This window comes from Sphingomonas sediminicola (genome assembly GCF_014489515.1).
Lineage (GTDB): Bacteria > Pseudomonadota > Alphaproteobacteria > Sphingomonadales > Sphingomonadaceae > Sphingomicrobium > Sphingomicrobium sediminicola.
Genome location: NZ_CP060782.1, coordinates 388,301 through 412,887 on the forward strand (window position 1 = coordinate 388,301; position 24,587 = coordinate 412,887).

Consider the following 24,587-nt stretch of genomic DNA (forward strand, 5'->3'; position numbering starts at 1 on the left):
TCAACTCCCCGCAGACGGTAAGGTGAAGTGGAAGGCGGTACCGCCGCCGGGCCGCTCTTCAAACCAGATCCGGCCGCCATGGCTCTCGACTATGGTTCGGCAGATCGAGAGGCCGATGCCCATGCCCGCGCTTTTCGATGTCACGAACGGCTGGAACAACTCCGCGATGACGCTTTCGCTGATTCCGGGGCCGGTATCCTCGACGGTGACGGTCACGTAATCCTGAGGTTCAGCCGAGGTTCGGATGATCAGCGATTTCTGATTGCTGTCGATCATCGCATCGATCGCATTTCGAATGAGGTTGGTCAGCACCTGCTGGACCTGGATTCTGTCGACGAACACGAGGTCCGCGTCGGGATCGAGCTGGACCTGGACCTCGATCCCATGTTCGCGCGAGCCGACCAGCGCCAAGGCATTGGCCTCAGTGATCAGCCGCCCGAGGGATTCGACGCGTTGTTCCGTCTCGCCCCGGCTAATGAAGTTGCGTAGCCGGCGAACGATCTGCCCCGCTCGCACGGACTCTTTTGAGGCCTCGTCGAGAGCCTCCTGGACCGTATCCAGGGTCTCGCGGTCCGAGCCATTGCCGAGGAGGTCGCGGGCCGCTTCACAATAATTGGCGATGGCGGTGAGCGGCTGGTTGAGCTCGTGCGCGAGCGATGAAGCAAAGGACGCCATCTCGCTCACTCGTCCGACGTGGGCCAGCTCTGACTGCAGGTCCTGCAGCCGTCGCTCGACGTTCTGGCGCTGCGTGATGTCGTGGATGAAGCCGGTGAAAATTCGCTTTTCGTCCAGCCAGGCTTCGCCAACCGACAATTCGATCGGGAATGTGTAGCCATCTCGATGCCGGGCGGTCGTCACCCGTCCAATGCCGATGATCTTGCGCTCACCGGTATCGCGATAGTTTTCGAGATAGCTGTCATGCCGTTCGCGATCCGGCGAGGGCATCAGCATGGACACGTTTTCGCCGAGCACTTCTTCTTCGTTGTATCCGAACATCCGTTCGGCGGCGGCGCTGAAGGAGAGGATATGACCGGTCTCGTCGATCACGACCATTGCGTCGGGAACGGTGGCCAGGATCGACCGAAGATGGGATTCGCTATCGCGCATTGAGACTGAGCTGGCGCCCGTGATCCGGTCCATGGGCGCGGACAATATCACCCAAGATCAAATTCGCTACGCTTGAGCGGAACTTCGGTTCGTGCCGCCGATGCTCGCAACCGTGAAGGGCTGCGTGGCTCCGTTGGCATCCTGGACGGTAACCTGATCGTGCAGGCCGAGTGGAACAGCCGGCATCCGATAGACATCCTCGCCCCGTTTGCGAGGGCAGCGAAACACCCAATGCCCGTCGGCGCGCTCGATGTGACCGAATTGATCTGGCTCGGACGACCAGGTCCGCAGCACCGTCGCCCGCAGGGGTCGCGCGCAAGTTCGGCCGCGTCGATGACGCCGAGTTCGTCGAGGGGAACGCGAATGAGGAATGCCCGGCTGGGCGATGCTTTCGTGGAACTCACGTTCGGCGAGAGTTCAAGTCGGACAGTCTTCCAGATCATGCTGCTGCTCGTAAGGGGCCGAAGGCGCAGGCGTAATACGCAATGCTCCTAGGAGACCGGATCACGGGCGCTTCGGCAGGACGATGGTCGGGCCGAGGTCCGCCATCACCTTGCGAGCGTCGAACACGCGAGTGTTACCGGCAGGGATCGCGCCGCGGCCGAGGGCGATCTCGGCCTGCGCCTCGAAGGACTCGACCGTCGTCACATCCATGCTGTCCGCCCAGAAGGGCCCATAGCCGGGATACCAGTCGTGCCAGCCGAACCCGGGCCGGTAGTAACGCCAGGACGGAAGCCAGTAGCCGTAATCCGGACCGTACCAAGGCCGGTAGAAGGGGTCCGGTCGGGCATAGGTTCGGACGTCATGTTCGGTTCGCCGGTCGACGACGGTGAACCAGTCGTAACCGTTCTGGGTGGTGACTTCGGCGGCCCGATAGAGGAGGTAGCCCTCCACCCGGTCGCGGGATGTCAGTTCATTGCCGTGAAATCTCACGATGTAGCGGTCGAGCGCCAGGCGCTGCTCGGAGTAGCCGCCGTGAACGCCGCCGGCCATTTCCGGCCTGTACGGCTGGTATGGAGTTGCGGTGGTGCAGGCCGTTGCCGTCGCGATTGCGAGGGTCAGGGCGAGGCTTTTCAAGGGACGACTGATCATCCGGCCCGTTTCGCACCGATCGGGTGGCGTCTCGAATAAGTAATCTTCCGTAAAAGAGCCGCTCCTGCGTCAGGAAAATCACGTATCCTGAATTTTGCATGCCGCCCGCATTAGCGGACCGGAGTGAAAAGGAGCGTTTGGCTTGCCGCTATCCCTGTACGGTGCGTCGCCGCGTTGCCGGTCCGTTGCAATCGCCATCGGAATGGGCGTGTTGCTTTGGGGCGGAGGGCGTCCGCGCAGCGGGTCGACCTTGGATCGGGCTCGATCGTCGAAACCGTCAAGAAGCTGCATGCAGGCGAATACGTCTGGGCTCCGGAGATTGCGCCTGAAGGCCCAACCCTCCTGATCGTCAACCTTAAGACCCAGCGCGCGACGCTCTTTCGCAACGGCGTTCCGATCGGTGCGTCGACGGTGTCCACCGGCCGCCCCGGCTATGACACCCCGACCGGAGTGTTCACGATCCTTCAGAAGCACGTCGAGCATTATTCCCGAAAGTACGACAATGCACCGATGCCCTACATGCAGCGGCTCACTTGGTACGGCATCGCGCTGCACGGAGGAAACCTTCCGGGATATCCAGCCTCCCATGGTTGCATCCGCCTTCCGATCGGATTCGCGAAACTGCTCTATGGATCGACACGCCTGGGAATGACGGTGGTGATTACCGACGAGCCTACGACCCCTCGGCTCGCGTCCACGCTGTCCGCCAGCCAGCCATTCAGCGAAGTGAATGGGAGTGAGGGCGGAACTTTCGTCTGGCAACCGGAGCGCTCGCCGTCGGGGCCGATCTCGATTGTCGTCAGCGTGGCGGACGGCAGAGCGGTCGTGCTTCGGAATGGTGTGGAGATCGGATCGGGGCCGGTCACCGTCGAAGGCCCGATTACGGGAAGCTGGGCCTATGCGCTACGCTCCGTGGACGCGGCAGGCCCGCACTGGATGCGCGTGTCCTTGTCGAAAGGTGGCGAAGACGGACGGGTCCCTCGCGAGGAATGGCAGCGGTTCAAGGCGCCGGAATCCTTCCGGCGGGCCGTCGCCGGCATTCTCGAGCCGGGCACCACGATCGTGGTCACTGCGGACTCTCTGAAAGAAGGGGCGACCGGCACGGGCTTGACCGTCATCGAAGCCGAGCCGACGGAGAAACCGTGACGCTGAGCCTTACCAGCCTGGGCGGAGCCGGCACCGTGACCGGTTCTAAGCATCTCCTGAATTATGACGGCCGCCGATTGCTGGTCGACTGCGGGTTGTTCCAGGGCCCGCGCGAGCTTCGCGAGCTGAACTGGCGGCGGTTGGAAGTCGAGCCGGCGAGCATCGATGCGGTCGTGCTCACCCACGCTCACCTCGATCACAGCGGCTACCTGCCGCGGCTGGTGAAAGACGGGTTCGACGGGCCGATCTACGCGACTCCCGCGACGATGGACGTGGCGCGTCTCATCTTGCTGGACAGCGCCTTTCTTCAGGAAAAGGACGCCGAGTTCGCGAACCGGCACGGCTTCAGCCGCCATCGGCCCGCGCTTCCCTTGTACACTCGCGCGGATGCCGAGCTCGCCCTTGAGAAGTTCAGGCCCGTTGCATTTCATGAACTGCACGATCTTGGCGGGGACGCGTCACTGCTGTTTCGGCGGGCAGGGCACATCCTTGGAGCGGCAACCGCGGAGATCCGTCTTTCGGGCCAGACGATCGTCTTCTCCGGCGACCTCGGCCGCTTTGGCGATGAGACGATGGTCGATCCCGAGCCAGTGCCGCATGCCGACTATCTCGTGATCGAATCCACCTACGGCGATCGTCTTCATCCGAAGATCGATACACAAAAGGTGCTGCACGATATCATTGAGCGGACTGCTCGACGCGGTGGAACGATCTTGATTCCGGCTTTCGCCGTCGGCCGGACCCAGTCGCTGCTCTACCATTTGTGGGCGCTCAAGATGCACGGAGAGCTTCCGCTCATTCCGATCTATGTCGACAGCCCGATGGCGACCAATGCCACCGATCTGTTGTGCGCGCACATGGACGACCATCGAATGCAGCCGATGGTTTGCCGGGACGCGTGCGCGATCGCGACCTACGTCCGCGACACGGACGGGTCCAAGGCGCTCTCGGCAAGTCCGGTGCCAAAGGTCATCATCTCGGCGAGCGGAATGGCGACGGGCGGCCGGGTGCTCCACCACATCAAGGCGTTCGGACCCGATCCGCGCAACACCATCCTGTTCGCCGGCTTCCAAGCGCCAGGCACTCGTGGCCGGGCTATGGTCGACGGCGTTCGCGAGGTGAAGATCCACGGACAATTTATCGAGATCCGTGCGGAAGTCGCGGACCTGACCAGCCTTTCCGCGCACGCCGATTCCGATCAGTTGCTGCAATGGATTCGAGGCTTTCAGGGGCCGCCGCGCGAGACGTTCATCGTCCATGGCGAGCCGGACGCATCGGCTTCCCTGCGTGATCGAATCGAACGAGAGTTGAAGTGGAACTGCACGATCCCGGCAATGGGACAGAGAAGCGAATTGGCTGAGGGAGAATTGGCATGAGCGCGGCTCAAGAGGGCAAGGCCATTCGAATATTGGACGGCCAGAGGCTCATGGCCGTATCGACGGTCCGCCCGGACGGCTGGCCGCAGACGACAATCGTTGGCTACGCAAACATCGGACTGGTCATCTACTTCCTCATCTTTCGGGCAAGCCAGAAGTTCGAGAACATCTCGAAAGACAATCGCGTTTCGATTGCCGTTGCGCCTGAGCCCCGGAATTTGGGTGAGCTTCAGGCGGTCTATGCCGGCGCTACGGCATCGGAGGTTGTCGATAGGGCGGAGCGCGACCAGGCTTGGCGGTTGCTCGTGGAGCGCCATCCGAATCTCACGGACTACGAATTGCCGTCGACGTCAGTGACGGCGTTGATGCGGGCAAACTGCAAATATGTCTCGGTTCTCGATTACGCGACCAGCTGGGGCGCGGCCGAGAAATTCACGGTCGAGGAAGAAACCGCCGGGTCATCCTAGGGAAGAATCCGTACTGACTGGTTCCGGCGAGTTGTGGGAGAGGCTCCTAGCCAAGCCGCACCAAGGAGCCGGTCATGGGCACCATCGCAATCCCCGACCCTACGCCTGTAGTGGTCGGTTCGAGCCATCTGGCAGGACTTCTCGTCGTGCCCCCGGACGCGAAGGGGCTGGTGATCTTCGCTCACGGAAGCGGCAGCGGCCGCTTCAGTCCCCGCAACAACCATGTCGCCCGCAAGCTACAGGAGTTAGGGTTCGCCACACTCCTGCCCGACCTGCTGAAGCTCGAGGAGGAAACAGACCGCCGCAACGTCTTCGACATTCCGCTGCTTGCCCGCCGGCTCAGGGAAGTCACCGAATGGGCCGAGAATTCGCCGGCGACGGTTGGCCTCCCTATCGCCTATTTCGGCGCGAGCACGGGCGCCGGCGCGGCATTGCTCGCAGCGGGCTTTTCGGATTCTAGTATTTCTGCGGTCGTTTCTCGCGGCGGCCGGCCAGACCTTGCGATGGCGGCATTGCCGTCCGTCAAGGCTCCGACCCTGCTTCTCGTGGGAAGTCGCGACACGCAGGTCATCGAGCTCAATCGGACAGCACTCGCCGAGCTGCGCTGCAAGAAGAAGCTCACGATAATTCCTGGCGCATCGCACCTCTTCGAGGAACCAGGAACGCTCGACCTGGTCGTCGATGAAGCGGCGGACTGGTTCAGCATGCATCTGGGCCCGCCTGAGCTGAAGGTTCGGCTTCCGTTTGCTGATCGCCGTGAGGCGGGACGTATGCTCGGGCAGGCGCTTGCGAGGTTCAAGGATCAGAAGCCGCTGGTGCTCGCTCTCCCGAGGGGTGGAGTGCCGGTCGCCTATGAGGCTGCCAAATCCATCGGGGCCGATCTCGACGTTCTTCTGGTGCGCAAGCTCGGCGCGCCCGGGCACGAAGAGCTGGGGATCGGTGCAATCGTGGACGGCGACAAGCCGCAGGTCATCCTCAACCCCCAACTCGTTCGAATGCTGTCCCTTCCTCCTGGATACATCCAGCGGGAAGCCGAGCAGCAATACGTGGAGCTCGAGCGCAGGCGGCGAGAATATCTCGGAAGCCGCGAGCCGCGATCCGTGGACGGCCGAACGGTCATCATCGTCGACGATGGGATCGCGACCGGCGGGACTGTCCGGGCAGCGCTGGAGGCCATTCGCAAGAGAAAGCCGGCAAAGCTCGTGCTTGCTGTACCCGTCGCCCCGGAGGATTCGCTCAGGGAACTAGAGCCCGAATGCGACGAGGTGGTCTGCCTCGCGACGCCCGACCCATTTTACGCTGTCGGCTCGCAATACGTCGATTTCACCCAGACGACGGACGCTGAAGTGAAGCAGCTTCTCGACGAGGCGCGCGGTACGGAGCGGCCGGTGGAGACTACCTAGGTAGCTGCCCCTATTCGGCCGCGCCGGATTGCGGGATAAACCTAGCCGCGTTGAAACTGCTTGGGCGGCCGGTGCATAGGCGGAGTGGCGAGTCATCGTCTGGCCAGCAAGCTGCGCGGCAGTGCATCTACCGTATCGAGAAGCTGACCAAGACCTACGGTTCCGGGCCTGCGGCCGTTCATGCGCTGCGGGGCGTGGATCTCGACGTCGACGAAGGCGAGATGTTCGTGCTTCTCGGCCCCTCCGGGTCGGGCAAATCGACCTTCCTCAACATCCTCGGCGGGCTCGATAGGGCTACCTCCGGCCATGCGCATTTCTTCGACACCAATTTGACCGACCTGGATGACGACGGGCTCACCGAATATCGCCGGGAGAGCGTCGGGTTCGTCTTTCAGTTCTACAATCTCATCGCGTCGCTCACCGCGCGCGAGAACGTCTCGCTGATTACCCAGATCAGCAAGGATCCCATGGATCCGGCGGAAGCGCTGGCGATGGTCGGCCTGCAGGATCGCATCGATCATTTCCCGTCGCAGCTCAGCGGCGGCGAGCAGCAGCGCGTCGCCATTGCCCGCGCCATCGCCAAGCGCCCGCGCGTGCTGCTCTGCGACGAGCCGACGGGGGCGCTCGACAGCGCCACCGGAGTCCGGGTGCTCGACGCGCTCGACCGCATCAATCGCGAGATCGGAACGACCGTCTTCATCATCACCCATAATGCCGTAGTGGCCGAGATGGCAGATGATGTCGTGCTGTTCGGTGACGGCAGGATCGTCGACCGCCGAAGCAATCCTGCTCGCAAGCCTCCGCTGGAGCTTCGCTGGTGAGACTGTCGCCGCTGACCATCAAGCTTTTGCGCGACGTCTGGCGGCTTCGAGCCCAGGCGGTCGCAATCGCGCTGGTCATCGCGGCAGGCGTCGGAATGGTGATCATGTCGTTCGGGATGATCCGGTCGCTCGAAGCGACGCGAGCGTCCTATTACGACATCTATCGCTTCGCCGATGTCTTCGCACCCATCCGCCGGGCGCCATTGTCGGCCATCGCAACCGTTCGCCAGATCCCGGGCGTCGCTTATGCGGAAGGGCGCGTCAGCGCTGGCGCGATCCTCGACGTGCCCGGGATCGCGGAGCCCGTTTCCGCCCGGGTTCATTCGCTTCCGGATCCGAAGGGGCTAAACCTCCTCGTCCTGCGCGAAGGCCGCCTCCCGAACCCGGGCGCGACTGACGAAGTGGTCGCCAACGAAGCGTTCGCGAAGGCCGCGCGACTGTCGCCGGGAGATCGTTTCTCCGCTCTGATCTACGGAAAGCGCATCGACCTGCGGCTAACCGGGACGGTGCTGTCGCCGGAATATGTCTATGCGGTCGCGCCGGGCAGATCTTCCCGGACAACCGCCGCTACGGCGTGATCTGGATGAACGAAGAAGCGCTCGCCGGTGCGCTCGACCTTCGAGAATCCTTCAACGAGGCGCTGGTACGCCTCGCCCCCGGCGCCGACCGCGCCGAGGTCATCCGCAAACTGGATATCGTGCTCGACCGCTACGGGGCGATCGGCGCCTACGGCCGCGACCTGCAGATCTCCGACCGGTTCGTGTCCAACGAGATCGAGCAGCTGGCGACCACTGTCGAAATCCTCCCGCCGATCTTCCTGGCCGTCGCGGCATTCCTCCTGAACATCGTACTCGCCCGCCTGGTCGAGACGGAGCGTGAGGTCATCGGACTGCTCAAGGCCTTCGGTTACCGTGATCGGGCGATCTTCTTCCACTACGGTCAGCTGGCCGTTCTTCTGTCATTCGGCGGACTGGTCCTAGGCGCCGGTCTCGGGACCTGGCTCGGCCGCGGACTTGCGGGCATGTACCAGCGCTATTTCGTGTTTCCCTTCCTAGAATTCCGGGCCGGGGCCGATATCTACCTGATCGGTATCGCAGCGACCTTGATCGCTGTTCTCGCCGGTGCGGCCCTCGCAGTTACGCGCGCTGCGAAGCTGACCCCCGCCGAAGCGATGCGACCTCCAGCGCCGGCGGATTTTTCCGGCCGATGGACCGCGAACGCCGCGCGGGCGCTAGTACCCGACGAACCCAGCAGGATGATTCTGCGCGGCCTTCTCCGCCGACCCCTTCGAAGCATGCTTGCCGTCCTCGGACTCTCCTCTGCGCTCGCGCTCTACATCGCGTCGGCGAGCGCAACGGACAATGTCGACCGGATGATCGAGCTGGCGTTCGGAAAGGCGGAGCGCGAGGATCTGGTCGTCACCTTCGCCGAGCCACGCGATGCCCGCGCACTTTATGAGCTGAGCCGGCTTCCCGGAGTGCTCCGGGTAGAGCCGTATCGCGCCACCAGCGCGCGATTGGTTGCAGGTCATCACGAAGTCCGCGAGGGCCTCGTCGGTTCCCCGCCGCAAAGCGACCTCAGCCGTGCGGTCGACCTCAAGGGCCGCGTGATCGAGCCTCCGCAATCAGGCGTCGTCATCTCGAGCAGGCTCGCGCGCCGCCTTGACGTCCGCGCTGGCGATCCCATCCGGGCGATCGTGACAGAGGGCGAGCGGCCGGTCCTAGACCTGCCGGTCTCGGCCGTCATCGACACGCCGCTCGGCTCGTCAGCACGGCTGGACCGGGCCAATCTTAACCGCATGCTTCGAGAGGGAGCGACGCTTTCCGGCGCCTATCTTGCTGTCGACAGCAATTACGGAGACTCTGTGTTCCGGGCGCTGAAGGAGACGCCGCAGGTGGCGGGGTCACTTCGCAACAGGCAATCGTTCAGGGCGTGAGGGATACAGTCGCAGAGCAGATGGGTATCGTGACCTTGTTCAACACGTTGTTCGCGGCGCTCATCGTGCTTGGGGTCGTTTACAACAGCGCCCGCATTAGCCTCTCGGAGAGGGCGCGCGATTTAGCATCCATGCGCGTCCTTGGTTTTCGGAGAGGCGAAGTCGCCTACGTCTTGCTTGGCGAGCTCGGCCTGCTCGTGCTGATCTCACTCCCGATCGGCATCGGCCTGGGCATCGCTCTGACGCGGTACGTGACACAGCAATTCAGTGCCGATCTCTACAGCATCCCATTGGGATTCAATCCCCAGACGCCCGCCGAAGGCGTGCTTGCAGTGGTGGTCGCGGCGGCCGCGACTGCATTGCTGATCCGAAGCAGGATCGACCGACTCGACCTCGTCCGCGCATTGAAGACGAGGGAATGATGCGAAATTGGCTGACGGGACCGAGGCTGTTGCTCGCACTGCTTGTCGCAGCAGTCGCGCTAGCCGTCTTCGTTGCGCTTCGAGAGCCCGCAGTGAACGTCGAGCTGGGTCGTGCTGAACACGGTCCTCTCGTCGTCACGATCGACGATCTCGGGGAGACGCGGGTGACCAACCTCTACGTCGTATCCGCTCCGATCACCGGGCAGCTCTTGCGCGTCCCGCTGAAGCCCGGCGCGCAGGTCGTGCCGAGGCAAACCTTGCTCGGGAGGATCCAGCCGGTCGAACCCAGTCCGCTCGACGCGCGCGCCTATGCCCAGGCCACGGCGGAAATCCGTTCGCTCCAGGCGCAGCTTGCCGCATCGCAGTCGCGGGTTTCGGAAGCTCGCGCCGAGCAGATACTCGCCGAGCGGGAGTTCAGCCGGGCGTCCGACCTCGCCAACCGTGGCTTCGTTTCTCGGGCCAACGTCGACCGGGCGCGCGCGGCACGGGACCGCAGCCGCGCTGCCTTCGCCGAGGCCAATCAATCGGTCGCGGCAACCTCCCAGGGCCTTCAGGCCGCTCGCGCCGCGCTGATGGTCGCGGGGACGAAAGCCAAAGGCGCTGGAGCGGTCGACGTGACGTCGCCCGTCCCGGGCTTCGTGCTCCGCGTCCCGCAGGAGAGCGAGCGGGTTGTGGTCGCGGGAACCCCCCTGGTCGAAGTGGGCGATCCCGATCGGCTGGAAATCGTCACGGACCTTTTATCAGCTGACGCGGTCCGCGTTCGGCCGGGAGCGGAAGTCTTCATCGAGGACTGGGGTGGAGATCGTCCGCTCAAGGGCCGGGTGCGTCTGGTCGAGCCGTACGGATTCACGAAGATTTCCGCTCTGGGGGTCGAGGAGCAGAGGGTCAACGTGGTCATCGATTTTGCCGAGCCGCGCGAAGCCTGGCTGCGTCTGGGCCATGGGTATCGCGCTACGGTTCGCATCGTCGTCTCAGCCGCCCCCAATGTCTTGAAAGTGCCGATCAGCGCGCTCTTCCGCTCGGGGCGCGAGTGGAGCGTGTTTGTCGTGGATGCCGGAGGAAGGGCACGCAGTAAGCAGGTCAAGGCAGGCCGGATGAATGACGAGGAAGCGGAGATCGTCAGCGGTCTGGCCGCCGGAGAACGCGTGATCCTCCATCCGAGCGACAAGGTCGACGAAGGCGTCAGGGTCCGCGAGCGCGACTAAGCTCCCAAGCTAAGTAGACTTCCGCACTGACAGGCGCGGCTGGCGCGGTGATTGTCGCGCCATGGCAGACAACGACTCCACTCTTGTCGAGGCCGAGGCGGTTTTGCAGACCGGAGCTTTCGTTCTGCCTTTCGAATGCATTGGGATGGGCGACGTCGCCATAGTCGGCGGCAAGAATGCCTCCCTCGGCGAGCTGATTGGAACTCTCGGTGCACAGGCAATTCGCGTTCCAGACGGCTTCGCGACGACCGCCGACGCTTATCGGCTGCACATATCCTCCAACGGAATCGAACCGAGGATCAGGGATCTGCTTGCAAGCTTGCACGCTGGCGAAAAGTCGCTGCGGGACGCTGGCGCGGAAATTCGAGCGCTCATTCTCGCGGGCACACTCCCGCCGCCGGTCGAGCAGCAGCTGCGCGATGCCTACTGCGAATTGGGCCGGAAGACAGGTCGGACAAATCCCGCGGTAGCTGTTCGCAGCAGCGCGACCGCGGAGGACCTTCCCGGCGCGAGCTTCGCCGGACAGCTTGAAAGCTTCCTCAACGTGCAGGGCGAAGACGCCTTCATCGATGCCTGCCGGCGCTGTTTCGCATCGCTCTTCACCGACCGGGCGATCACCTATCGCGAGGCGAAGGGCTTCGACCATTTGCAGGTCGCGCTGTCGATCGGTGTCCAGCTCATGGTCCGCTCGGACCTGGGCGGATCGGGCGTCATGTTCACGCTTGACACGGAAAGCGGCTTTCCGCGCGTCGTGACCATCAATGCCGCCTTGGGCCTCGGCGAGACCGTGGTCCAGGGTACCGTCGATCCCGACCGGCTGATGGTCTTCAAGCCTTTGCTGCGGAACGGATACCGGCCAATCATTGAGAAGGTCCGGGGAGCGAAGAACCAGAAGCTCGTTTACGGCGCGGATGGACGCGGGACGGAGCTCTTGCAGACCAGCGAAGTTGAGCGCGAAAGCTTTGTCCTGAGCGATGATGAGGCCCTGCGGCTTGCTCGCTGGGGCGTCGCGATAGAAGCGCATTACGGCCGTCCGATGGACGTCGAATGGGCAAAGGATGGGGCTTCGGGCGAGCTGTTCATAGTCCAGGCGCGTCCGGAGACCGTGCATGCGGCCAAGTCCGGCACCAGCTTTGACGTCTATACATTGCAGGCAAAGGGGCAGCGCCTGGTCGAAGGCGTCGCGATCGGCGGCGCAATCGTCAGCGGGAAAGCCTGCATCGTCCGAAATCCCGAGGACATCGAACGGTTCGAGGACGGTGCAATTCTCGTCGCAGAGGCGACCAACCCTGACTGGGTGCCGATCATGAAGCGCGCGGCCGGAATCGTGACGGACCATGGCGGACCTACAAGCCACGCCGCGATTGTCGGGCGGGAGCTCGGAGTGACGGCCGTCATCGGCACCGGCAATGGGACGAGCGTCCTTCGGGCCGGCCAGGAGATCACCGTCTCCTGCGCGGAAGGATCGCGCGGAGCGGTCTATTCGGGAATCCTGCCGTTCGTGCGGGAAACGATCGACGTCGGAACACTCGGCGAGCCGCCCGTGGACATCATGGTCAACATGGCCAATCCGGGAGCAGCATTCGAATGGTGGCGGTTGCCGGCGAATGGCGTCGGCCTGGCTCGGATGGAGTTCATTATCGGCTCTGCGATCAAGCTCCATCCGATGGCCGCAGCGCATCCGGAGCGACTGTCCGCCGCCGATGCGGAAATGGTCCGCGCCCTGAGCGAGGGCTTCACGACGCCCGCGGACTATTTCGTCGACCGGTTGGCCGTTGGCGTCGCAAAGCTCGCGAGCGCCTTCCACCCGTATCCGGCTATCGTTCGCCTCAGCGACTTCAAGACCAACGAATATGCGGACCTGATCGGCGGTGAGGCGTTCGAGCCGAAGGAAGAGAATCCGATGCTCGGGTTCCGCGGAGCGTCTCGCTATTACAATGACCGCTACAAGGACGGCTTCGCGCTTGAATGCCGCGCCCTGAAGCGGGTGCGCGAGGAGATGGGCTTCACGAACCTGATCGTGATGGTGCCCTTCTGTCGAACAGTGACCGAAGCAGACCGGGTCCTTCAGGCGATGGCGGAGAATGGTCTCCGCCGCGGCAAGGATGGTCTCCAAGTCTACATGATGTGCGAGATACCCTCGAACGTCATCCTCGCGGAGGAATTCGCCAAGCGGTTCGACGGCTTTTCGATCGGCTCCAATGACCTGACCCAACTGGTGCTCGGCGTAGACCGGGATTCAGCCGATCTCGCAGACCTTTTCGACGAGCGCGACGAAGCGGTGAAGCGCATGGTTGGAGATGCGATCGACGGTGCGCACCGGGCCGGAATCAAGGTCGGGATCTGCGGACAGGCGCCGAGCAACTATCCCGAGTTTGCGCAGTTTCTCGTCGAGAAGCGGATCGACTCCATCTCGCTGAACCCCGACAGTTTCGTGACGACGGTGCGGGCGCTTACTTCGAAAGCGTGATCGCATCCCCGGCGCTCGCCGCATAGTCGAGGGCGTAATTGAGTTCCGCCGCCGTCTCGGCGTGAAGGGTAAAAAGCGGGTCGCCGCGATTGACGGAGTCGCCCAGGCGAGCATGGAGCCGAAGCCCGGCGGAGGGTGAGTCCGGGGCGCCCGCGAACTTCGCAAGGCGGGCGATCTTCCGATTGTCGACGGCTTGCACCGTTCCTGACCCCGAAGCCGTCACGATCCTGTGCAACCGAGCCACTTTTGGCTCGCGAAAGCCGCCCTGGGCCCGGCAGATGCTTTCGAACCTCCGCAAGGCCGAGCCGTCATCGAGCAATTGCCGGGCGCGTTCGTTGCCGCGACCTCTGCCGACGGCTCCACCCAGCTCGAGAACCGCAGCGGCAAGCGTAAGAGCCCGATCGCGAAGGTCAGCCGGTGCATCGCTTTCGCCACGCAGGACCGCGAGCACGTCCATCATCTCGAGCGCCGGCCCGACCGACCGGCCGACAGGTTGACGCCCGTCCGAAAGCAGGCAGTGGGCGGCCACTCCAAATCGAGCCGCAATTCCTGTCATGCGCTTGGCCAAATCGTGACCCGCGGCCTGGCTCCTGACTTTGGCGGTTGGACCGACGGGTATGTCCAGCACCAGCCGCTTCGCTCCCGCCGCGATTTTCTTCGACAGGACGGACGCGATCAGCTGCCCTTCCGGGTCGATGTCCAGCTGCCGCTCGACCCCGATGAAGATGTCGTCGGCGGGGCTTAGCCTCAGCGCTCCGCCCCAGGCGAGGCAGCCTCCTTCGGCTTCCACGACCTTGCGGATCGTATCGAGGTCGAGGTCGACCTTCGTAACAGTCTCCATCGCGTCCGCCGTGCCTGCGGGGGATGTGATCGCTCGGGAAGACGTCTTCGGAATCCGGAGGCCGGCGGCGGCCGCGATTGCGACAACGATCGGCGTGGTCCGATTACCTGGGAGGCCTCCGACGCTGTGCTTGTCGATGACGTCGAATTCCCAGTCGAGCCGGTCGCCCGCGCCGGCCATTGCGGCGGTCAGCGCGAAAGTCTCCTCGTCGTCGAAGGGGACCGCTGTCCCGGCGGTGATGAATGCTGAAAGCTGGACGTCGCTGTATCTTCCGGCGACCACGTCTTCGACAATCCGGGCCAAATCGGTCTGCCCGAGCGATCCGCCGAAGATGCGCCCGCGTACCGATCCCATGGATTCGACCGGAGGGAGGTGGCTGATCCGAACTCGCTCGTGCTCGATCCCGCCGAGCAATTCCCAGGCGGCTTCGGACAGGCCGATCTCGTTCGGCGCGAGCAATTCGTCCGCGCCCTGGAAAAGAATGGCCGCGACTTCGCGCCCGTCGGCTTTTAAAAGGACCTGGGACCTCGGTGCGAGGCCTTCCGAACGGCATACGGGACAATCGCTCCGCATGACGACGATCGGCTCCCGCTGCGTATGAAGCCCGATCCGCTTCGTCCTCAGGATCGCTCCAGACTGCTCGTGGCGGTCGTCCATGGCTCTCGCTGTTTCCATCCTTGCGTGGCTACATAGGCCACTACGGGCTCACGCTACGCAATGGTCCTTATCCGGATCAGGGCAATTACGGATTCGAACGCGCGCGCTCCGGGCCTAGCCACTCAGCCTCTGTATCTGCGAGGCGACGATGCGCACGGAACTGAAGTTCGGCATTCCAGACCTCGAATTGCCGCGCCTTAGCGGGGGCAAGGTCAGTCCTGCTGCATTCGCGGGGCATGCCCTTGTCGTGCTCTTCTGCCCGCGGGGGCGGGCTGCGGAGACCGCCGCTCTCGACCAATATGCGACGGCTGCGTGCGAGTTCTCCGGCTACGACGCATGGCTGTTGACCGTGATCGAGCAGGATGGCGTCTCGCCGGAGCCGAAATGCCCCTGTGCGATCGTTTACGATCCGCACGGGACGGCGTGGGAAGCGTTCCAGAAGGTTGCCGAACCAGACTTGAAGCTGGACCGTGACCAGGGCGCGACGTTCCTGTTCGCTCGTGGCGGGTCGCTCCACCACGCCTGGGCGGGCGTCGCATCACCCGAGCTCGTCATCCAATCGCTGGCCCGGCGAGAGGCTTGAGCCATGTTCAAGCGCATCTTGATGGCGGTCGACCTGAAGCGGCCGGAATCGTGGGAAAAAGCTCTCCCGGTCGTCCAGTCACTGGCGCATTGTTATTCGTCCGAGGTCACACTTTGCGCGATTGCAACCGCCGCTGAGGCGGTCGAAACCGGGGAGTGGTGGCCCAACTCCTATCAGGAGCGGATTGCCGAGAAGTACTCCGAGCTTGACGAAATCGCTGCTCGGATGAGGGACGGCATCAAGGTCCATGTCGAGGTCGGAACGGGCACGGTCGACAGTGGGCTTATCGACGTTGCCGAACGGATCGGAGCCGACCTCATCGTCTTGTCGCCGCACCACTATTCGATGCTCGACCGGCTTCTGCCGACGCATTCGGGAGGTTTGTCCCGAAACGCGGGCTGCTCGGTGCTCGTCCTTCGACCTGGCAAGGAGCAGCAGGCGACGTGACGGCGGTGCTGGTGCCGGATGCAGGATTCGAACCCGCGACCTTCGGTTTACAAAACCGCTGCTCTACCAACTGAGCTAATCCGGCCCTCAAACGCGCCTATGGCCACCGAGGCCTAGCGCGGCAAGGCTTTACCGTCTGTTTACCTTGTTGGGAGCATCCTCACTCTGCCGGGCTTGTGTCCGGCGCGGTAAGGAACGAGCACATGGTTTGGATCGCAATGACCATGTTTATCGCGCTGATTGGTTGGGGCGCGCGCTACTTCGGTTGGGATGACCCGGCCGGGAAAGTGCAACTCGCCTTGTTCACGAGTTTCATCCTAGGCGCGGTCTGCGGATACAAATCGAAGGACTGACCTTCGCGCTTGGCGCTGTTGCCTCGCTCGCCTAACGCACTCGGGTGCGTAATCTTCCACCCTATGTCCAGCTTCTGAAGCTCCGGATCGAGGATGGCGATCATGGGCCGTTGGTCGTGATGCCGTTCCACGACGATGTCGTCGGACGGCCGGGATATCTTCATGGTGGCGCGATTGCGGGCTTGCTTGAATTTGCAGCGTTCACGGCGCTTGGCCGAGAGCTGGGCGACGAGGGTGTAGTCATGAAGCCGATTACGGTCACCGTGGACTACATGCGGGGCGGGACGGCACGCGAGACCTTCGCCGCGGCGATCATCGAAAGGCTGGGGCCCGCATCGCCAACGTCGAAGCCTTTGCCTGGCAGAAGGAGCGCTCACGACCGATTGCGAGTGCGCGGCTCAATTTCCTGCTCGATCGCGGCGATCAGTAGCCGCTGAGCTCCGCGACCTTGTTGCGGTGATAGTAGACGTCGCCGAACAGCTCGCCCAGCACCGCTTCGCGCTTGAGATAGAGGCCGATGTCGTGCTCGTCGGTCATGCCAATTCCGCCATGCATCTGGACGCCTTCACGAACGGCTAGGGATGCCACGTCCGCTGCCTTTGCCTTTGCAACCGCAACCGCAAGCTCGGCCCTATCGTCGCCGGAATCGATGAGCTCCGCGGCCTTGAGCGCCGCAGCACGAGCGATCTCGATCTCGCCGTGGAGATGAGCGGCGCGGTGCTGAAGCGCCTGGAATTCGCCGATCAGCTTCCCGAATTGCTTCCGCTGCTTGAGATATTCGACGGTCATGGTCGAAGCGCCGGCGGCGACGCCGACCAGTTCGGCAGCAGCACCAGCGCGGCCTGCATTCAGGGCCCGCGCCAGCGGCGTCCACCCATTGTCGACCTCGCTGACCACCGCGTCAGCGTCGAGCTCGACATTGTCGAACTTGATTCGCGCCGCCTTGGAACTGTCGGCCAGAGTTACGCTGTCGACTTCCGCTGCTCCCTTCGGGACAGCGAACAACGTCAGCCCGTCGCGGTCGCCTGGCGAACCGGAGGTTCTCGCAACCGTTAGGATTACATCAGCCGAATTGCCGTGGACGACGAATTGCTTCGCGCCATTGAGGACGAAGCCGTTTCCCCGGCGCTCGGCCGAGAGGCCAGTCTTTTCAGGGCTATGTCCGCGAGACTCGTCGACCGCGAGCGCGAGGACGCAATCCCCGACGAGGATACCCGGATACAAACGCTCGGCATGCGCGGTTCCTTCGATCGCACGTGCGCCGGCTACAGCGGTTGTCAGGAATGGCGAGGGCGTCAGGTTGCGGCCGATTTCTTCAAGGACCAATGCCGCTTCGACCGAGCCGAGCCCAAGGCCGCCCTGATCTTCGGGAATGCAAATTCCGGTGAGGCCGAGCTCGGCGAATTTCTTCCAGAGCTCCGTGCCGTAGCCGTCGGTGCAGCCGGTGTCGCGCCAATGACGGAGCTGCTTCGCCGGCCCGCCCTCGTCGGCAAGGAATCCCGCCGCGGTTTCCTTCAGCATTTTCTGGTCGTCGGTCAGAAGCGGCATGCGTCAGGCTCCCGGAAGGCCGAGGATGTGCTTGGCGACGATGTTGAGCTGGATCTCGCTCGTGCCGCCTTCGATCGAGTTACCCTTGGTGCGGAGCCAGTCGCGAGCGTTCTTGCCGTTCTTCGAGCGCTCGCTGTCCCACTCGAGCGCGTCGGAGCCGCCCGCGGCCATCACGAGCTCGTGGCGGCGCTTGTTCAGCTCGGTGCCGGCATATTTCATCATCGACGGGCTGGCGGGATGCGCTTCACCGGCCTTGAACATCTCGAAGAAGCGCTCGCTCATCGCTGCGAAGGCCAGGGCGTCTACATCGAATGCCGCGATGTCAGCCCGAAGCAGCGCATTGTCGGGTTTGAGCGCCGCGCCCAGTGAACCCGCGCCGAGGCCGCCCATTCCGCCGAGCCCCATGCCCGCGATCATTTCGCGCTCGTGGCCGAGGAGATATTTGGCGACGTCCCAGCCGCGGTTCACTTCTCCCACGACCTGATCCTTGGGCACCTTCACATCGTCGAAGAAGGTTTCGCAAAATGGCGAGTAGCCGCTGATCAGCTTGATCGGCTTGGTCGACACGCCCGGCGTCGTCATGTCGAACAGGACGAAGCTGATGCCCTGGTGCTTGGACTCGGTCGAAGTTCGAACGAGGCAGAAGATCCAGTCGGCCTTGTCGGCATAGCTGGTCCAGACCTTCTGGCCGTTGATCAGCCAGTGATCGCCTTTGTCCTCGGCCTTGGTCGCCAGCCCGGCGAGGTCGGACCCGGCACCCGGTTCGGAATAGCCCTGGCACCAACGGATTTCGCCGCGCGCGATCTCGGGCAGGAAATGCTTCTTCTGCTCCTCGGTGCCGAACTTGAGCAGCGCAGGCCCGAGCATAGAGATGCCGAAGCTGGTGAGCGGGGAGCGTGCGCCAATCCGCGCCATTTCTTCCTTGAGCACCTTGGTCTCGGCGGTCGAAAGCCCGCCGCCGCCATAGTCCTTCGGCCAGTGCGGGACGGTCCAGCCCCTCTCGGCCATGAGCTCCATCCAGTGACGCTGGGCGTCGCTCTGGAAGGTAGGGTTGCGGCCGCCCCAGCAGGCGTCGGCCTCGGACCGCATCGGCTCGCGCATTTCGGCTGGGCAATTCGCCTCCAGCCAAGCGCGCGTTTCGGACCGGAAGATGTCGAGATCAGCCATGGGTCGCCCCGAGAAGGTTACAGAGGTCCGTGACCTCTTAGTTTGCTCGAATCAAGCCGTGGATTCGACCGTAACCGGCCGGATGGCGGATGCCGTAACGTCGCGCATGAACGACGAATAACGGAGGGGTTCAGCATGGGGTTAGCCCAAGGGGTGCAAAAGGGCCCCAATCTCATCGGGAGAGCCGAAATGCGTAAGTTTCTGATTCTCGCTGCGACTGCAGCTTCTGCCCTTGCAGTTGCGACCCCGGCCGCGGCGCAGTGGTATCCGCCGCAGTACAACAACTATCCGCCGCAATATGGCTACGGCGGGTACGGCGGCTACAATAATTACGGCAATCTGCAGTACCGGATCGACCGCTTGCAGAACCACATTGCCCAGTTCGACCGGGCGAACGTGATCAGCAATCGCGAGGCGCGTAGCCTCCGCGCTGCGACGTTCGATCTCGAGCGTCAGCTTCGTTACGGCGGGGGTGGAGCCTATGGCGTCGAGCGTCGTCTCGCGCAGCTCGAACAGCGGGTCGATTATATCGCCAGCCGCACTCGCTACGGTCGCTACGGTTACAGCAACTACAACAATCAGTGGAACGGTGACCACAACTGGAACCAGAACCACAATGACCGCAACTGGCGCGATCACGACGATGATGATGACGACGATGATTGATCTCGTCTGAAGTCGAAACGCCCGGCGGCTCGTGCTTTGGCACGGGCCGCCTTTTTTGTTGCTAAGTGCAGTCCACGCGGCTGAGCGAGGGCGGGGCATCGGGGCGCAACCGAAATCGCGGAGTGAGCTCGGTCAGCCGGCGCACATAAGCGTCCGTAAAGACGGTCGCGCATTTGCGGCTGAGATGCGACCATTCGGGCAGGTTCCAGCCATGGGCGGAGACCGGAAGATCGTCGGCATGAATGCCGATGCTATGCGTGTTGCGCAGAAGGAAATCCCAGCCCTTCGCTTTGGGCACCTGGGCTTCCTCGTTCACGCGAAGCTGCGGCGCGGACGGCGGTCGGATGAAGACGACGTCGCCTCCGCGCGCCCGAATCTTGTCGACGGCAGCCTTGGCGCGTGCGTGTCCATTCGCAATCAGCTCCGGCGTGTACGGAAATTTCTCCTTGAAGCCCTTCCAGGCCCAGCGGGTGCGGGCTCGCCAGGCGGGATCATATTCGACGCGGTCCCAGAGGTGCGTTGCACGATGCTCGCCGACCTCCTGCAGCTTCCAGATGTCGTCCATCGGGCCCTCGACGCCGGGCCGGAAATCGCGGTCTAGCCGATGGGCGAGGACGCTCAGCCGGTAATTGGAATCGAGGAAAGCGATCCTCCGCTGGAGGACGTGATCGATCTCGTTCGAAACGATCCTGTAGGGCGCCCTAAACTCGTGCCACTTTTTGACGTAGCCGCCGTACCCGTCGAATGGCTGGAAGAACATCGTGTCGGCAAGCCCGACGATAAGGACGCCCTTGAAATTGGGGTCGTCCGCCATGTTTTCCAGAAGCGTCAGGGCGCTGGTGCCGTGGATGGCGAGCTGGATCGGGCGCACGCCGGTCAAGGCTTCGAAGCGGTCGAGGTCGGTGTCGAACAGGATCCGGGAATCGCCGACAATCGCCGCCTGCGCTCCGGCCGCGCGCAATTTCTCATTGCTCCACGCGATTTCGCTGTTGTCGAGGTCGCCGGCGTGAAGGCCTATGCGTTCGCGCGCATTCACCTCGAGTCCAATCGCGCTGACGATGAGTGCGCCCAGAACGCCGATGAGTATTCGTCCCCACGGCTGTGCGGGGACATCCCGGGTGGGAACCGGCTGCGCTTGTCCTGGCCGATCCGATGCGGTCAGCCGAAGGCCGGCCGGCAACGCGCCTTCGCGCTGGAGGATGCCCTTGGGAACGGAGCCGGGGTCAGAACTGGAAGTAGATGAAGGCACTGCCTTTCCCCTGTTCCGCTAGGACTGCCACCGCCATGATCGCGAGGAGGCCGCCAACCAGCCAGGCGGGCGTTCGCTCGACCGCGATCTCGAGCGTCTTGTCGCGCATCCACCAGTGGGTTCCGACGATCGCAGAGATGATCAGCATGGCGTAGATCATCGGCAGAAGCGCGATCATCGGGACCGGCTTCTCGGCCAGGCCGGCCATCGACTGCAGCATCGTCGACGCGCCACCGAAGGTCTTCGCCCGGAAGAACACCCAGGTGATGTTGACGAGCACGTAGGTCATCAATCCGAGGGCCACGAATGCCAGCGGTCCGGGGGTCCATCCGGCGAACCTCGCCCTGAGCCAGCGCTCGACGGCTAGATAGGTGCCGTGCAGGCCGCCCCAGACGACGAACGTCCAGGCGGCGCCGTGCCAAAGCCCGCCGAGCAGCATCGTGCCCATGAGCGCAGTGTAGGTGCGTACGGGACCGTGCCGGTTTCCTCCAAGCGGGATGTAGAGATAATCCCGCAGCCAGCTCGACAGTGTGATGTGCCATCGTCGCCAGAAGTCTGAGAAGCCAACCGCCGCGTACGGGAAGCGGAAGTTGTCCGGCATCGCGAACCCAAGGCACATCGCAACGCCGATCGCGGTCGTCGAATAGCCTGCGAAATCGCAGAAGATCTGGCCGCTGAACGCCAGCGTCGCGACCCAGGCATCGAGCGCCATCGGGACGCCCTCGTGGGCGTCGTAGACCTTTTCGACGACCGGCGAGAGAAACCCGTCGGCGAGCACGACCTTCTGGAACAGGCCGAGGATCATCAGCGACAGGCCGAAGTACAATTGGTGGGCGGTCGCTCTGCGCTTGCTTGCAAACTGTGGGACCAGCTCGGTCGGCCGCATGATCGGACCCGCGACGAGGTGCGGGAAGAAGGTCACGAACAGCGCGTAATCGAGGAAGTGCTGGGCCGGCTTGGCGCGGCGGAGGTAGACGTCCAGCGTGTAGGACAAGGTCGCGAAGGTGTAGAAGCTGATCCCGACCGGCAGGATGATGTCCCACTTGGGCGGCTGGTACGCAATGCCGACCGAGGCCGCGAGCGTGACGAAATTCTCGAGCAGGAACTCGCCGTACTTGAAGTAACCGAGCATGCCGATGTTCACGACTACCGACGTGATCATCCAGATCTTGCGCGTCCGTTGGTGCTTGGCGCGCACCATCCATTGCGCCGCCCACCAGTCGACGACGGTCGACACCCAGAGAAGGATGACGAACGGCGGGTTCCAGGCCGCGTAGAACAGGTACGACGCGACAAGCAGGTTTATCTTCTTCTGGTGCCAGCTGAAGAAAGGCGCGTTGTGCATAGCCAGCACGAGCGCGAAGAACACCAGGAAGGTCAGCGAATTGAAGATCATCGCGGCAGTCTGCCGCGATCACCGGCCCGAGCTTTCATGCACTGCGCCCCCGCAAGTGTGCACGCGTCGACCTACGAGACTCGGCAGGCGGACGGTCGCAGGCTCGCACGGTTCCTAACCGCACACAATAACTTGCGGTCTAGCTGTTCTTAATGGCCGCCTGAGGTCGGCTTAGGCGAAGTCAGCCTTATAGATATGCCACTTGCGCTGCTCTTCGGTTGAGCCTGGCACGTCGTTGACGCGGCGAAGGGTCATCGTGCCGCGCGATTTGAACTCCTTGCCGTCCTTCAGGCGGCCGTAAAGCTGCACGGTGTAATCGACGTAGCTGGAGCCCGCCGCGCCCTCCATGCCCCCTGGGGCGCCGATGTTCGCGTGGATTTCGCGATACTTGCTCAGGTCGAGCTTTTCGGCGCCTTCGGACCAGAGCTTGTTCGCGTCGGCGGACTTTCCCTGCTCCGCTAGTGCGAAATAGGTCTGAAGGACTTGCCCGGCACCCTGGGCGCTCTTCGGGTCGATCGGGCTTTCCAAGACCGGAGTGCGGTCGTCAGGCAATCCGCCGGGTTCGCCCGGCGCAGGCGGATTCAGCGGTGCTTCCGGAGCCGGCGTATTGGTCGCAGGCAGTTTCGTCTCGGGCGCGTTTGCGACCTCATCCTGCGGGGTTTGCTGAGAGCAGGCGGCGAGGAACAGGGCGGGGAGGACGAAGCGCTTCATGAAGCCATTACGCGCGAACGGCCGTAGCGTTGCGGCTGAACTCCAGGTCCGCGTCCACCGGAACGAAGCGCATCGCGAGGCGGTCCTTCACGTAATTCTGGGGGACGAGCCATGGCTGCCGGTTTCCCTGCTTGGGGAGGGAGGGGAGCGCGCGCTGTACATAGCCGGAGCTGAAGGAGATGACCGGAATGCGCTCCATCCCTTCCTTTGGCTCCCGCGGAGTGCAGACGTCGAAGCCACGGCGAGCCATGTGGTTGAGGATCTTGCAGACGGCGCGCGCGGTAACGTCGCTGCGTAAGGTCCACGACGCATTGGTGTACCCGAACGACAGGAAGAAGTTCGGCACGCCGCTCAGCATCATGCCCTTGTAGATGAGGCGCTCCCCGGGCGTGACCGGTTTGCCGTCTACCTTGAGCGCAATTCCGCCGAAGAGCTTTACGACCAGGCCGGTGGCCGTGATGATGATGTCGGCCGCGACGTCTTCTCCGGATTCCAGACGAAGGCCGTCTTTGGTGAATCGCTCGACGGCGCCTGTGGCGATGGAGACCTTGCCGGAGCGCATCGACGCGAACAGGTCGCCATCCGGAACGAGACAGAGCCGCTGGTCCCATGGCTTGTACTGCGGGGTGAAATCCCGGTCGACCGGATAATCTTCCGGAAGCTCCTTGCGGATCATGTTCTTAATGAACGCAGCCGCGCGCTCCGGCCGCTTTCGCGCCCGCGAGTACATGTAGATGGTCAGGAGCACGTTCTTCCAGCGGATCGCCGAATGCGCCGCCTTGCGCGGCAGGATGCGCTGGAGCACGCCGGCAATGCGGTCACGGGCGGGTCGCGAGACGATATAGGTCGGCGAGCGCTGGACCATCGTCACGTGTGTGGCCTTTTCGGCGAGCGAAGGCACTAGCGTCACCGCCGTCGCGCCGCTGCCGATTACGGCGACTTCCTTGCCGGAATAGTCGAGCTCTTCGGGCCAGGCCTGCGGATGGACGATCTGCCCGCCGAATTCCTTCTCGCCCGGCCATTCGGGTCGGTAGCCTGCTTCGTAGTCGTAATATCCGCCGCAAGAGAACAGGAAGGTGCAGGTGAGGCGGCGAGTCTGGCCTTGGTGCTCCGCCTCGACGGTCCAGCGCCCCTCTTCGGACGACCAGGAAGCGCCGACGACCCGGTGCCCGAACCGGATTTGCTCGAAGATGCCGAACTCATGCGCAGTGTCCTCGACATAGTCGCGGATCGCGGCGCCTTCGACGATCGCCTGGTCGGACGGCCACGGCCGGAACGGGAATCCGAGTGTGAAGATGTCGGAATCCGAGCGGACTCCCGGATAGCGAAACAGGTCCCAGGTCCCGCCGATGCGGTCTCGCGCTTCCAGGATCAGCCAGCTCTTGCCCTTAGAGAGGGTCTTCAGGCGATAGGCGGCATCCACGCCGGAAATGCCGGCGCCAACGATAATCACATCAACATGATCGGTCTGCGGATCGTCCCGAGCCATCGCCTATCTCTTGCAGCCCAAGCGCCCCAAGCTTA

The 24,587-nt window shown here is 63.4% G+C and carries 25 protein-coding genes and 1 tRNA gene; 15 read left to right on the forward strand and 11 right to left on the reverse strand.

From position 1 onward, the window contains the following. From H9L14_RS02170 to H9L14_RS02180, 3 genes are all read right to left on the reverse strand, one after another. Window positions 1–1,140 carry a PAS domain-containing sensor histidine kinase gene (locus tag H9L14_RS02170; protein WP_187709050.1) on the reverse strand — a complete coding sequence of 380 codons (1,140 nt, stop codon included), beginning with the start codon at window positions 1,138–1,140 and terminating at the stop codon, window positions 1–3. 33 nt (window positions 1,141–1,173) lie between these two features. Then, complete coding sequence (locus H9L14_RS02175; RefSeq protein WP_187709051.1) at window positions 1,174–1,401, reverse strand: hypothetical protein; 228 nt, start codon at window positions 1,399–1,401, stop codon at window positions 1,174–1,176. A gap of 210 nt (window positions 1,402–1,611) precedes the next feature. Then, window positions 1,612–2,199, reverse strand: a complete 588-nt coding sequence (locus H9L14_RS02180; RefSeq protein ID WP_187709052.1) for a CC0125/CC1285 family lipoprotein — start codon at window positions 2,197–2,199, stop codon at window positions 1,612–1,614. 216 nt (window positions 2,200–2,415) lie between these two features. Here H9L14_RS02180 and H9L14_RS02185 point away from each other — a divergent pair, with 216 nt between their 5' ends. The 10 genes from H9L14_RS02185 (at window position 2,416) to ppsA (ending at window position 13,445) form a co-directional block, all read left to right on the forward strand. Continuing rightward, window positions 2,416–3,345 (forward strand): L,D-transpeptidase, encoded by a 930-nt coding sequence (locus H9L14_RS02185; RefSeq protein ID WP_246444345.1) that lies wholly within the window; start codon window positions 2,416–2,418, stop codon window positions 3,343–3,345. Beyond that, the gene (locus H9L14_RS02190; protein WP_425506891.1) at window positions 3,342–4,721 is read left to right on the forward strand and encodes an MBL fold metallo-hydrolase RNA specificity domain-containing protein; all 1,380 of its coding nucleotides are present in this window, start codon (window positions 3,342–3,344) and stop codon (window positions 4,719–4,721) included. Before H9L14_RS02185 ends, H9L14_RS02190 begins: the two co-directional genes overlap by 4 nt. Then, window positions 4,718–5,188, forward strand: coding sequence for a pyridoxamine 5'-phosphate oxidase family protein (locus tag H9L14_RS02195; protein WP_187709054.1), 471 nt, complete (start codon window positions 4,718–4,720; stop codon window positions 5,186–5,188). Before H9L14_RS02190 ends, H9L14_RS02195 begins: the two co-directional genes overlap by 4 nt. A gap of 74 nt (window positions 5,189–5,262) precedes the next feature. Beyond that, window positions 5,263–6,591, forward strand: coding sequence for an alpha/beta family hydrolase (locus tag H9L14_RS15450; protein ID WP_246444346.1), 1,329 nt, complete (start codon window positions 5,263–5,265; stop codon window positions 6,589–6,591). A 50-nt stretch (window positions 6,592–6,641) separates the two neighbouring features. Then, window positions 6,642–7,412 (forward strand): ABC transporter ATP-binding protein, encoded by a 771-nt coding sequence (locus H9L14_RS02210; protein ID WP_246444347.1) that lies wholly within the window; start codon window positions 6,642–6,644, stop codon window positions 7,410–7,412. Continuing rightward, window positions 7,409–7,990, forward strand: a complete 582-nt coding sequence (locus H9L14_RS02215) for a hypothetical protein (RefSeq protein WP_187709055.1) — start codon at window positions 7,409–7,411, stop codon at window positions 7,988–7,990. Before H9L14_RS02210 ends, H9L14_RS02215 begins: the two co-directional genes overlap by 4 nt. A gap of 5 nt (window positions 7,991–7,995) precedes the next feature. After that, on the forward strand, window positions 7,996–9,348 hold the full coding sequence (locus H9L14_RS02220) for an FtsX-like permease family protein (RefSeq protein WP_187709056.1): 1,353 nt from the start codon (window positions 7,996–7,998) through the stop codon (window positions 9,346–9,348). Continuing rightward, window positions 9,345–9,770, forward strand: coding sequence for an FtsX-like permease family protein (locus tag H9L14_RS02225; protein WP_187709057.1), 426 nt, complete (start codon window positions 9,345–9,347; stop codon window positions 9,768–9,770). Before H9L14_RS02220 ends, H9L14_RS02225 begins: the two co-directional genes overlap by 4 nt. Continuing rightward, complete coding sequence (locus H9L14_RS02230; RefSeq protein ID WP_187709058.1) at window positions 9,767–10,975, forward strand: efflux RND transporter periplasmic adaptor subunit; 1,209 nt, start codon at window positions 9,767–9,769, stop codon at window positions 10,973–10,975. Before H9L14_RS02225 ends, H9L14_RS02230 begins: the two co-directional genes overlap by 4 nt. A gap of 61 nt (window positions 10,976–11,036) precedes the next feature. Next, window positions 11,037–13,445, forward strand: a complete 2,409-nt coding sequence (gene ppsA, locus H9L14_RS02235) for a phosphoenolpyruvate synthase (protein ID WP_187709059.1) — start codon at window positions 11,037–11,039, stop codon at window positions 13,443–13,445. On the opposite strand, the gene H9L14_RS02240 is transcribed toward ppsA, so the two are convergent. Further along, entirely contained in the window at window positions 13,429–14,943 is a 1,515-nt protein-coding gene (locus H9L14_RS02240; protein ID WP_187709060.1) for a thymidine phosphorylase family protein, read from the reverse strand. The genes ppsA and H9L14_RS02240 overlap by 17 nt on opposite strands. A gap of 148 nt (window positions 14,944–15,091) precedes the next feature. On the opposite strand from H9L14_RS02240, the gene H9L14_RS02245 reads away from it, so the two are divergent. Together H9L14_RS02245 and H9L14_RS02250 are read left to right on the forward strand one after the other, a co-directional pair. Beyond that, window positions 15,092–15,526 carry a hypothetical protein gene (locus H9L14_RS02245; RefSeq protein WP_187709061.1) on the forward strand — a complete coding sequence of 145 codons (435 nt, stop codon included), beginning with the start codon at window positions 15,092–15,094 and terminating at the stop codon, window positions 15,524–15,526. Window positions 15,527–15,529: 3 nt separating this feature from the next. Further along, window positions 15,530–15,973, forward strand: coding sequence for a universal stress protein (locus tag H9L14_RS02250; RefSeq protein ID WP_187709062.1), 444 nt, complete (start codon window positions 15,530–15,532; stop codon window positions 15,971–15,973). Window positions 15,974–15,982: 9 nt separating this feature from the next. Here the strand turns inward: H9L14_RS02250 and H9L14_RS02255 are convergent. Beyond that, window positions 15,983–16,058, reverse strand: a tRNA-Thr gene (locus tag H9L14_RS02255). Between the two features lie 118 nt (window positions 16,059–16,176). Between H9L14_RS02255 and H9L14_RS02260 the strand changes: the two genes are divergently transcribed. After that, window positions 16,177–16,326, forward strand: coding sequence for a hypothetical protein (locus H9L14_RS02260; RefSeq protein ID WP_187709063.1), 150 nt, complete (start codon window positions 16,177–16,179; stop codon window positions 16,324–16,326). Between the two features lie 44 nt (window positions 16,327–16,370). After that, window positions 16,371–16,763 (forward strand): PaaI family thioesterase, encoded by a 393-nt coding sequence (locus H9L14_RS02265; RefSeq protein ID WP_343070214.1) that lies wholly within the window; start codon window positions 16,371–16,373, stop codon window positions 16,761–16,763. On the opposite strand, the gene H9L14_RS02270 is transcribed toward H9L14_RS02265, so the two are convergent. Beyond that, window positions 16,750–17,874 carry an acyl-CoA dehydrogenase family protein gene (locus H9L14_RS02270; RefSeq protein ID WP_187709064.1) on the reverse strand — a complete coding sequence of 375 codons (1,125 nt, stop codon included), beginning with the start codon at window positions 17,872–17,874 and terminating at the stop codon, window positions 16,750–16,752. The two genes, H9L14_RS02265 and H9L14_RS02270, sit on opposite strands and share 14 nt — an antisense overlap. A 3-nt stretch (window positions 17,875–17,877) precedes the next feature. Then, the gene (locus H9L14_RS02275; protein WP_187709065.1) at window positions 17,878–19,041 is read right to left on the reverse strand and encodes an acyl-CoA dehydrogenase family protein; all 1,164 of its coding nucleotides are present in this window, start codon (window positions 19,039–19,041) and stop codon (window positions 17,878–17,880) included. 189 nt (window positions 19,042–19,230) lie between these two features. Between H9L14_RS02275 and H9L14_RS02280 the strand changes: the two genes are divergently transcribed. After that, complete coding sequence (locus tag H9L14_RS02280) at window positions 19,231–19,707, forward strand: hypothetical protein (RefSeq protein WP_187709066.1); 477 nt, start codon at window positions 19,231–19,233, stop codon at window positions 19,705–19,707. Between the two features lie 61 nt (window positions 19,708–19,768). Here the strand turns inward: H9L14_RS02280 and H9L14_RS02285 are convergent, their stop codons facing one another. The 4 genes from H9L14_RS02285 to H9L14_RS02300 all read right to left on the reverse strand — a co-directional run bounded on the left by H9L14_RS02285 (window position 19,769) and on the right by H9L14_RS02300 (window position 24,552). Then, complete coding sequence (locus H9L14_RS02285; RefSeq protein WP_187709067.1) at window positions 19,769–20,956, reverse strand: hypothetical protein; 1,188 nt, start codon at window positions 20,954–20,956, stop codon at window positions 19,769–19,771. Further along, the gene (locus H9L14_RS02290) at window positions 20,931–22,352 is read right to left on the reverse strand and encodes an MBOAT family O-acyltransferase (protein ID WP_187709068.1); all 1,422 of its coding nucleotides are present in this window, start codon (window positions 22,350–22,352) and stop codon (window positions 20,931–20,933) included. The genes H9L14_RS02285 and H9L14_RS02290 overlap by 26 nt, the downstream gene beginning before the upstream one ends. Window positions 22,353–22,523: 171 nt before the next feature. Beyond that, entirely contained in the window at window positions 22,524–23,063 is a 540-nt protein-coding gene (locus tag H9L14_RS02295; RefSeq protein WP_187709069.1) for a hypothetical protein, read from the reverse strand. 7 nt (window positions 23,064–23,070) lie between these two features. Continuing rightward, window positions 23,071–24,552 (reverse strand): flavin-containing monooxygenase, encoded by a 1,482-nt coding sequence (locus H9L14_RS02300; RefSeq protein WP_187709070.1) that lies wholly within the window; start codon window positions 24,550–24,552, stop codon window positions 23,071–23,073. Window positions 24,553–24,587: the final 35 nt, after the last annotated feature.

Coding starts and splice junctions, on each gene's coding strand:
- H9L14_RS02170 (WP_187709050.1), bottom strand. CDS start 1,140: ATGGACCGGATCACGGGCGCCAGCTCAGTCTCAATGCGCGATAGCGAA.
- H9L14_RS02180 (WP_187709052.1), bottom strand. CDS start 2,199: ATGATCAGTCGTCCCTTGAAAAGCCTCGCCCTGACCCTCGCAATCGCG.
- H9L14_RS02195 (WP_187709054.1), top strand. CDS start 4,718: ATGAGCGCGGCTCAAGAGGGCAAGGCCATTCGAATATTGGACGGCCAG.
- H9L14_RS15450 (WP_246444346.1), top strand. CDS start 5,263: ATGGGCACCATCGCAATCCCCGACCCTACGCCTGTAGTGGTCGGTTCG.
- H9L14_RS02220 (WP_187709056.1), top strand. CDS start 7,996: ATGAACGAAGAAGCGCTCGCCGGTGCGCTCGACCTTCGAGAATCCTTC.
- H9L14_RS02230 (WP_187709058.1), top strand. CDS start 9,767: ATGATGCGAAATTGGCTGACGGGACCGAGGCTGTTGCTCGCACTGCTT.
- ppsA (WP_187709059.1), top strand. CDS start 11,037: ATGGCAGACAACGACTCCACTCTTGTCGAGGCCGAGGCGGTTTTGCAG.
- H9L14_RS02240 (WP_187709060.1), bottom strand. CDS start 14,943: ATGGACGACCGCCACGAGCAGTCTGGAGCGATCCTGAGGACGAAGCGG.
- H9L14_RS02245 (WP_187709061.1), top strand. CDS start 15,092: ATGCGCACGGAACTGAAGTTCGGCATTCCAGACCTCGAATTGCCGCGC.
- H9L14_RS02250 (WP_187709062.1), top strand. CDS start 15,530: ATGTTCAAGCGCATCTTGATGGCGGTCGACCTGAAGCGGCCGGAATCG.
- H9L14_RS02260 (WP_187709063.1), top strand. CDS start 16,177: ATGGTTTGGATCGCAATGACCATGTTTATCGCGCTGATTGGTTGGGGC.
- H9L14_RS02270 (WP_187709064.1), bottom strand. CDS start 17,874: ATGCCGCTTCTGACCGACGACCAGAAAATGCTGAAGGAAACCGCGGCG.
- H9L14_RS02275 (WP_187709065.1), bottom strand. CDS start 19,041: ATGGCTGATCTCGACATCTTCCGGTCCGAAACGCGCGCTTGGCTGGAG.
- H9L14_RS02280 (WP_187709066.1), top strand. CDS start 19,231: ATGCGTAAGTTTCTGATTCTCGCTGCGACTGCAGCTTCTGCCCTTGCA.
- H9L14_RS02290 (WP_187709068.1), bottom strand. CDS start 22,352: ATGATCTTCAATTCGCTGACCTTCCTGGTGTTCTTCGCGCTCGTGCTG.
- H9L14_RS02295 (WP_187709069.1), bottom strand. CDS start 23,063: ATGAAGCGCTTCGTCCTCCCCGCCCTGTTCCTCGCCGCCTGCTCTCAG.
- H9L14_RS02300 (WP_187709070.1), bottom strand. CDS start 24,552: ATGGCTCGGGACGATCCGCAGACCGATCATGTTGATGTGATTATCGTT.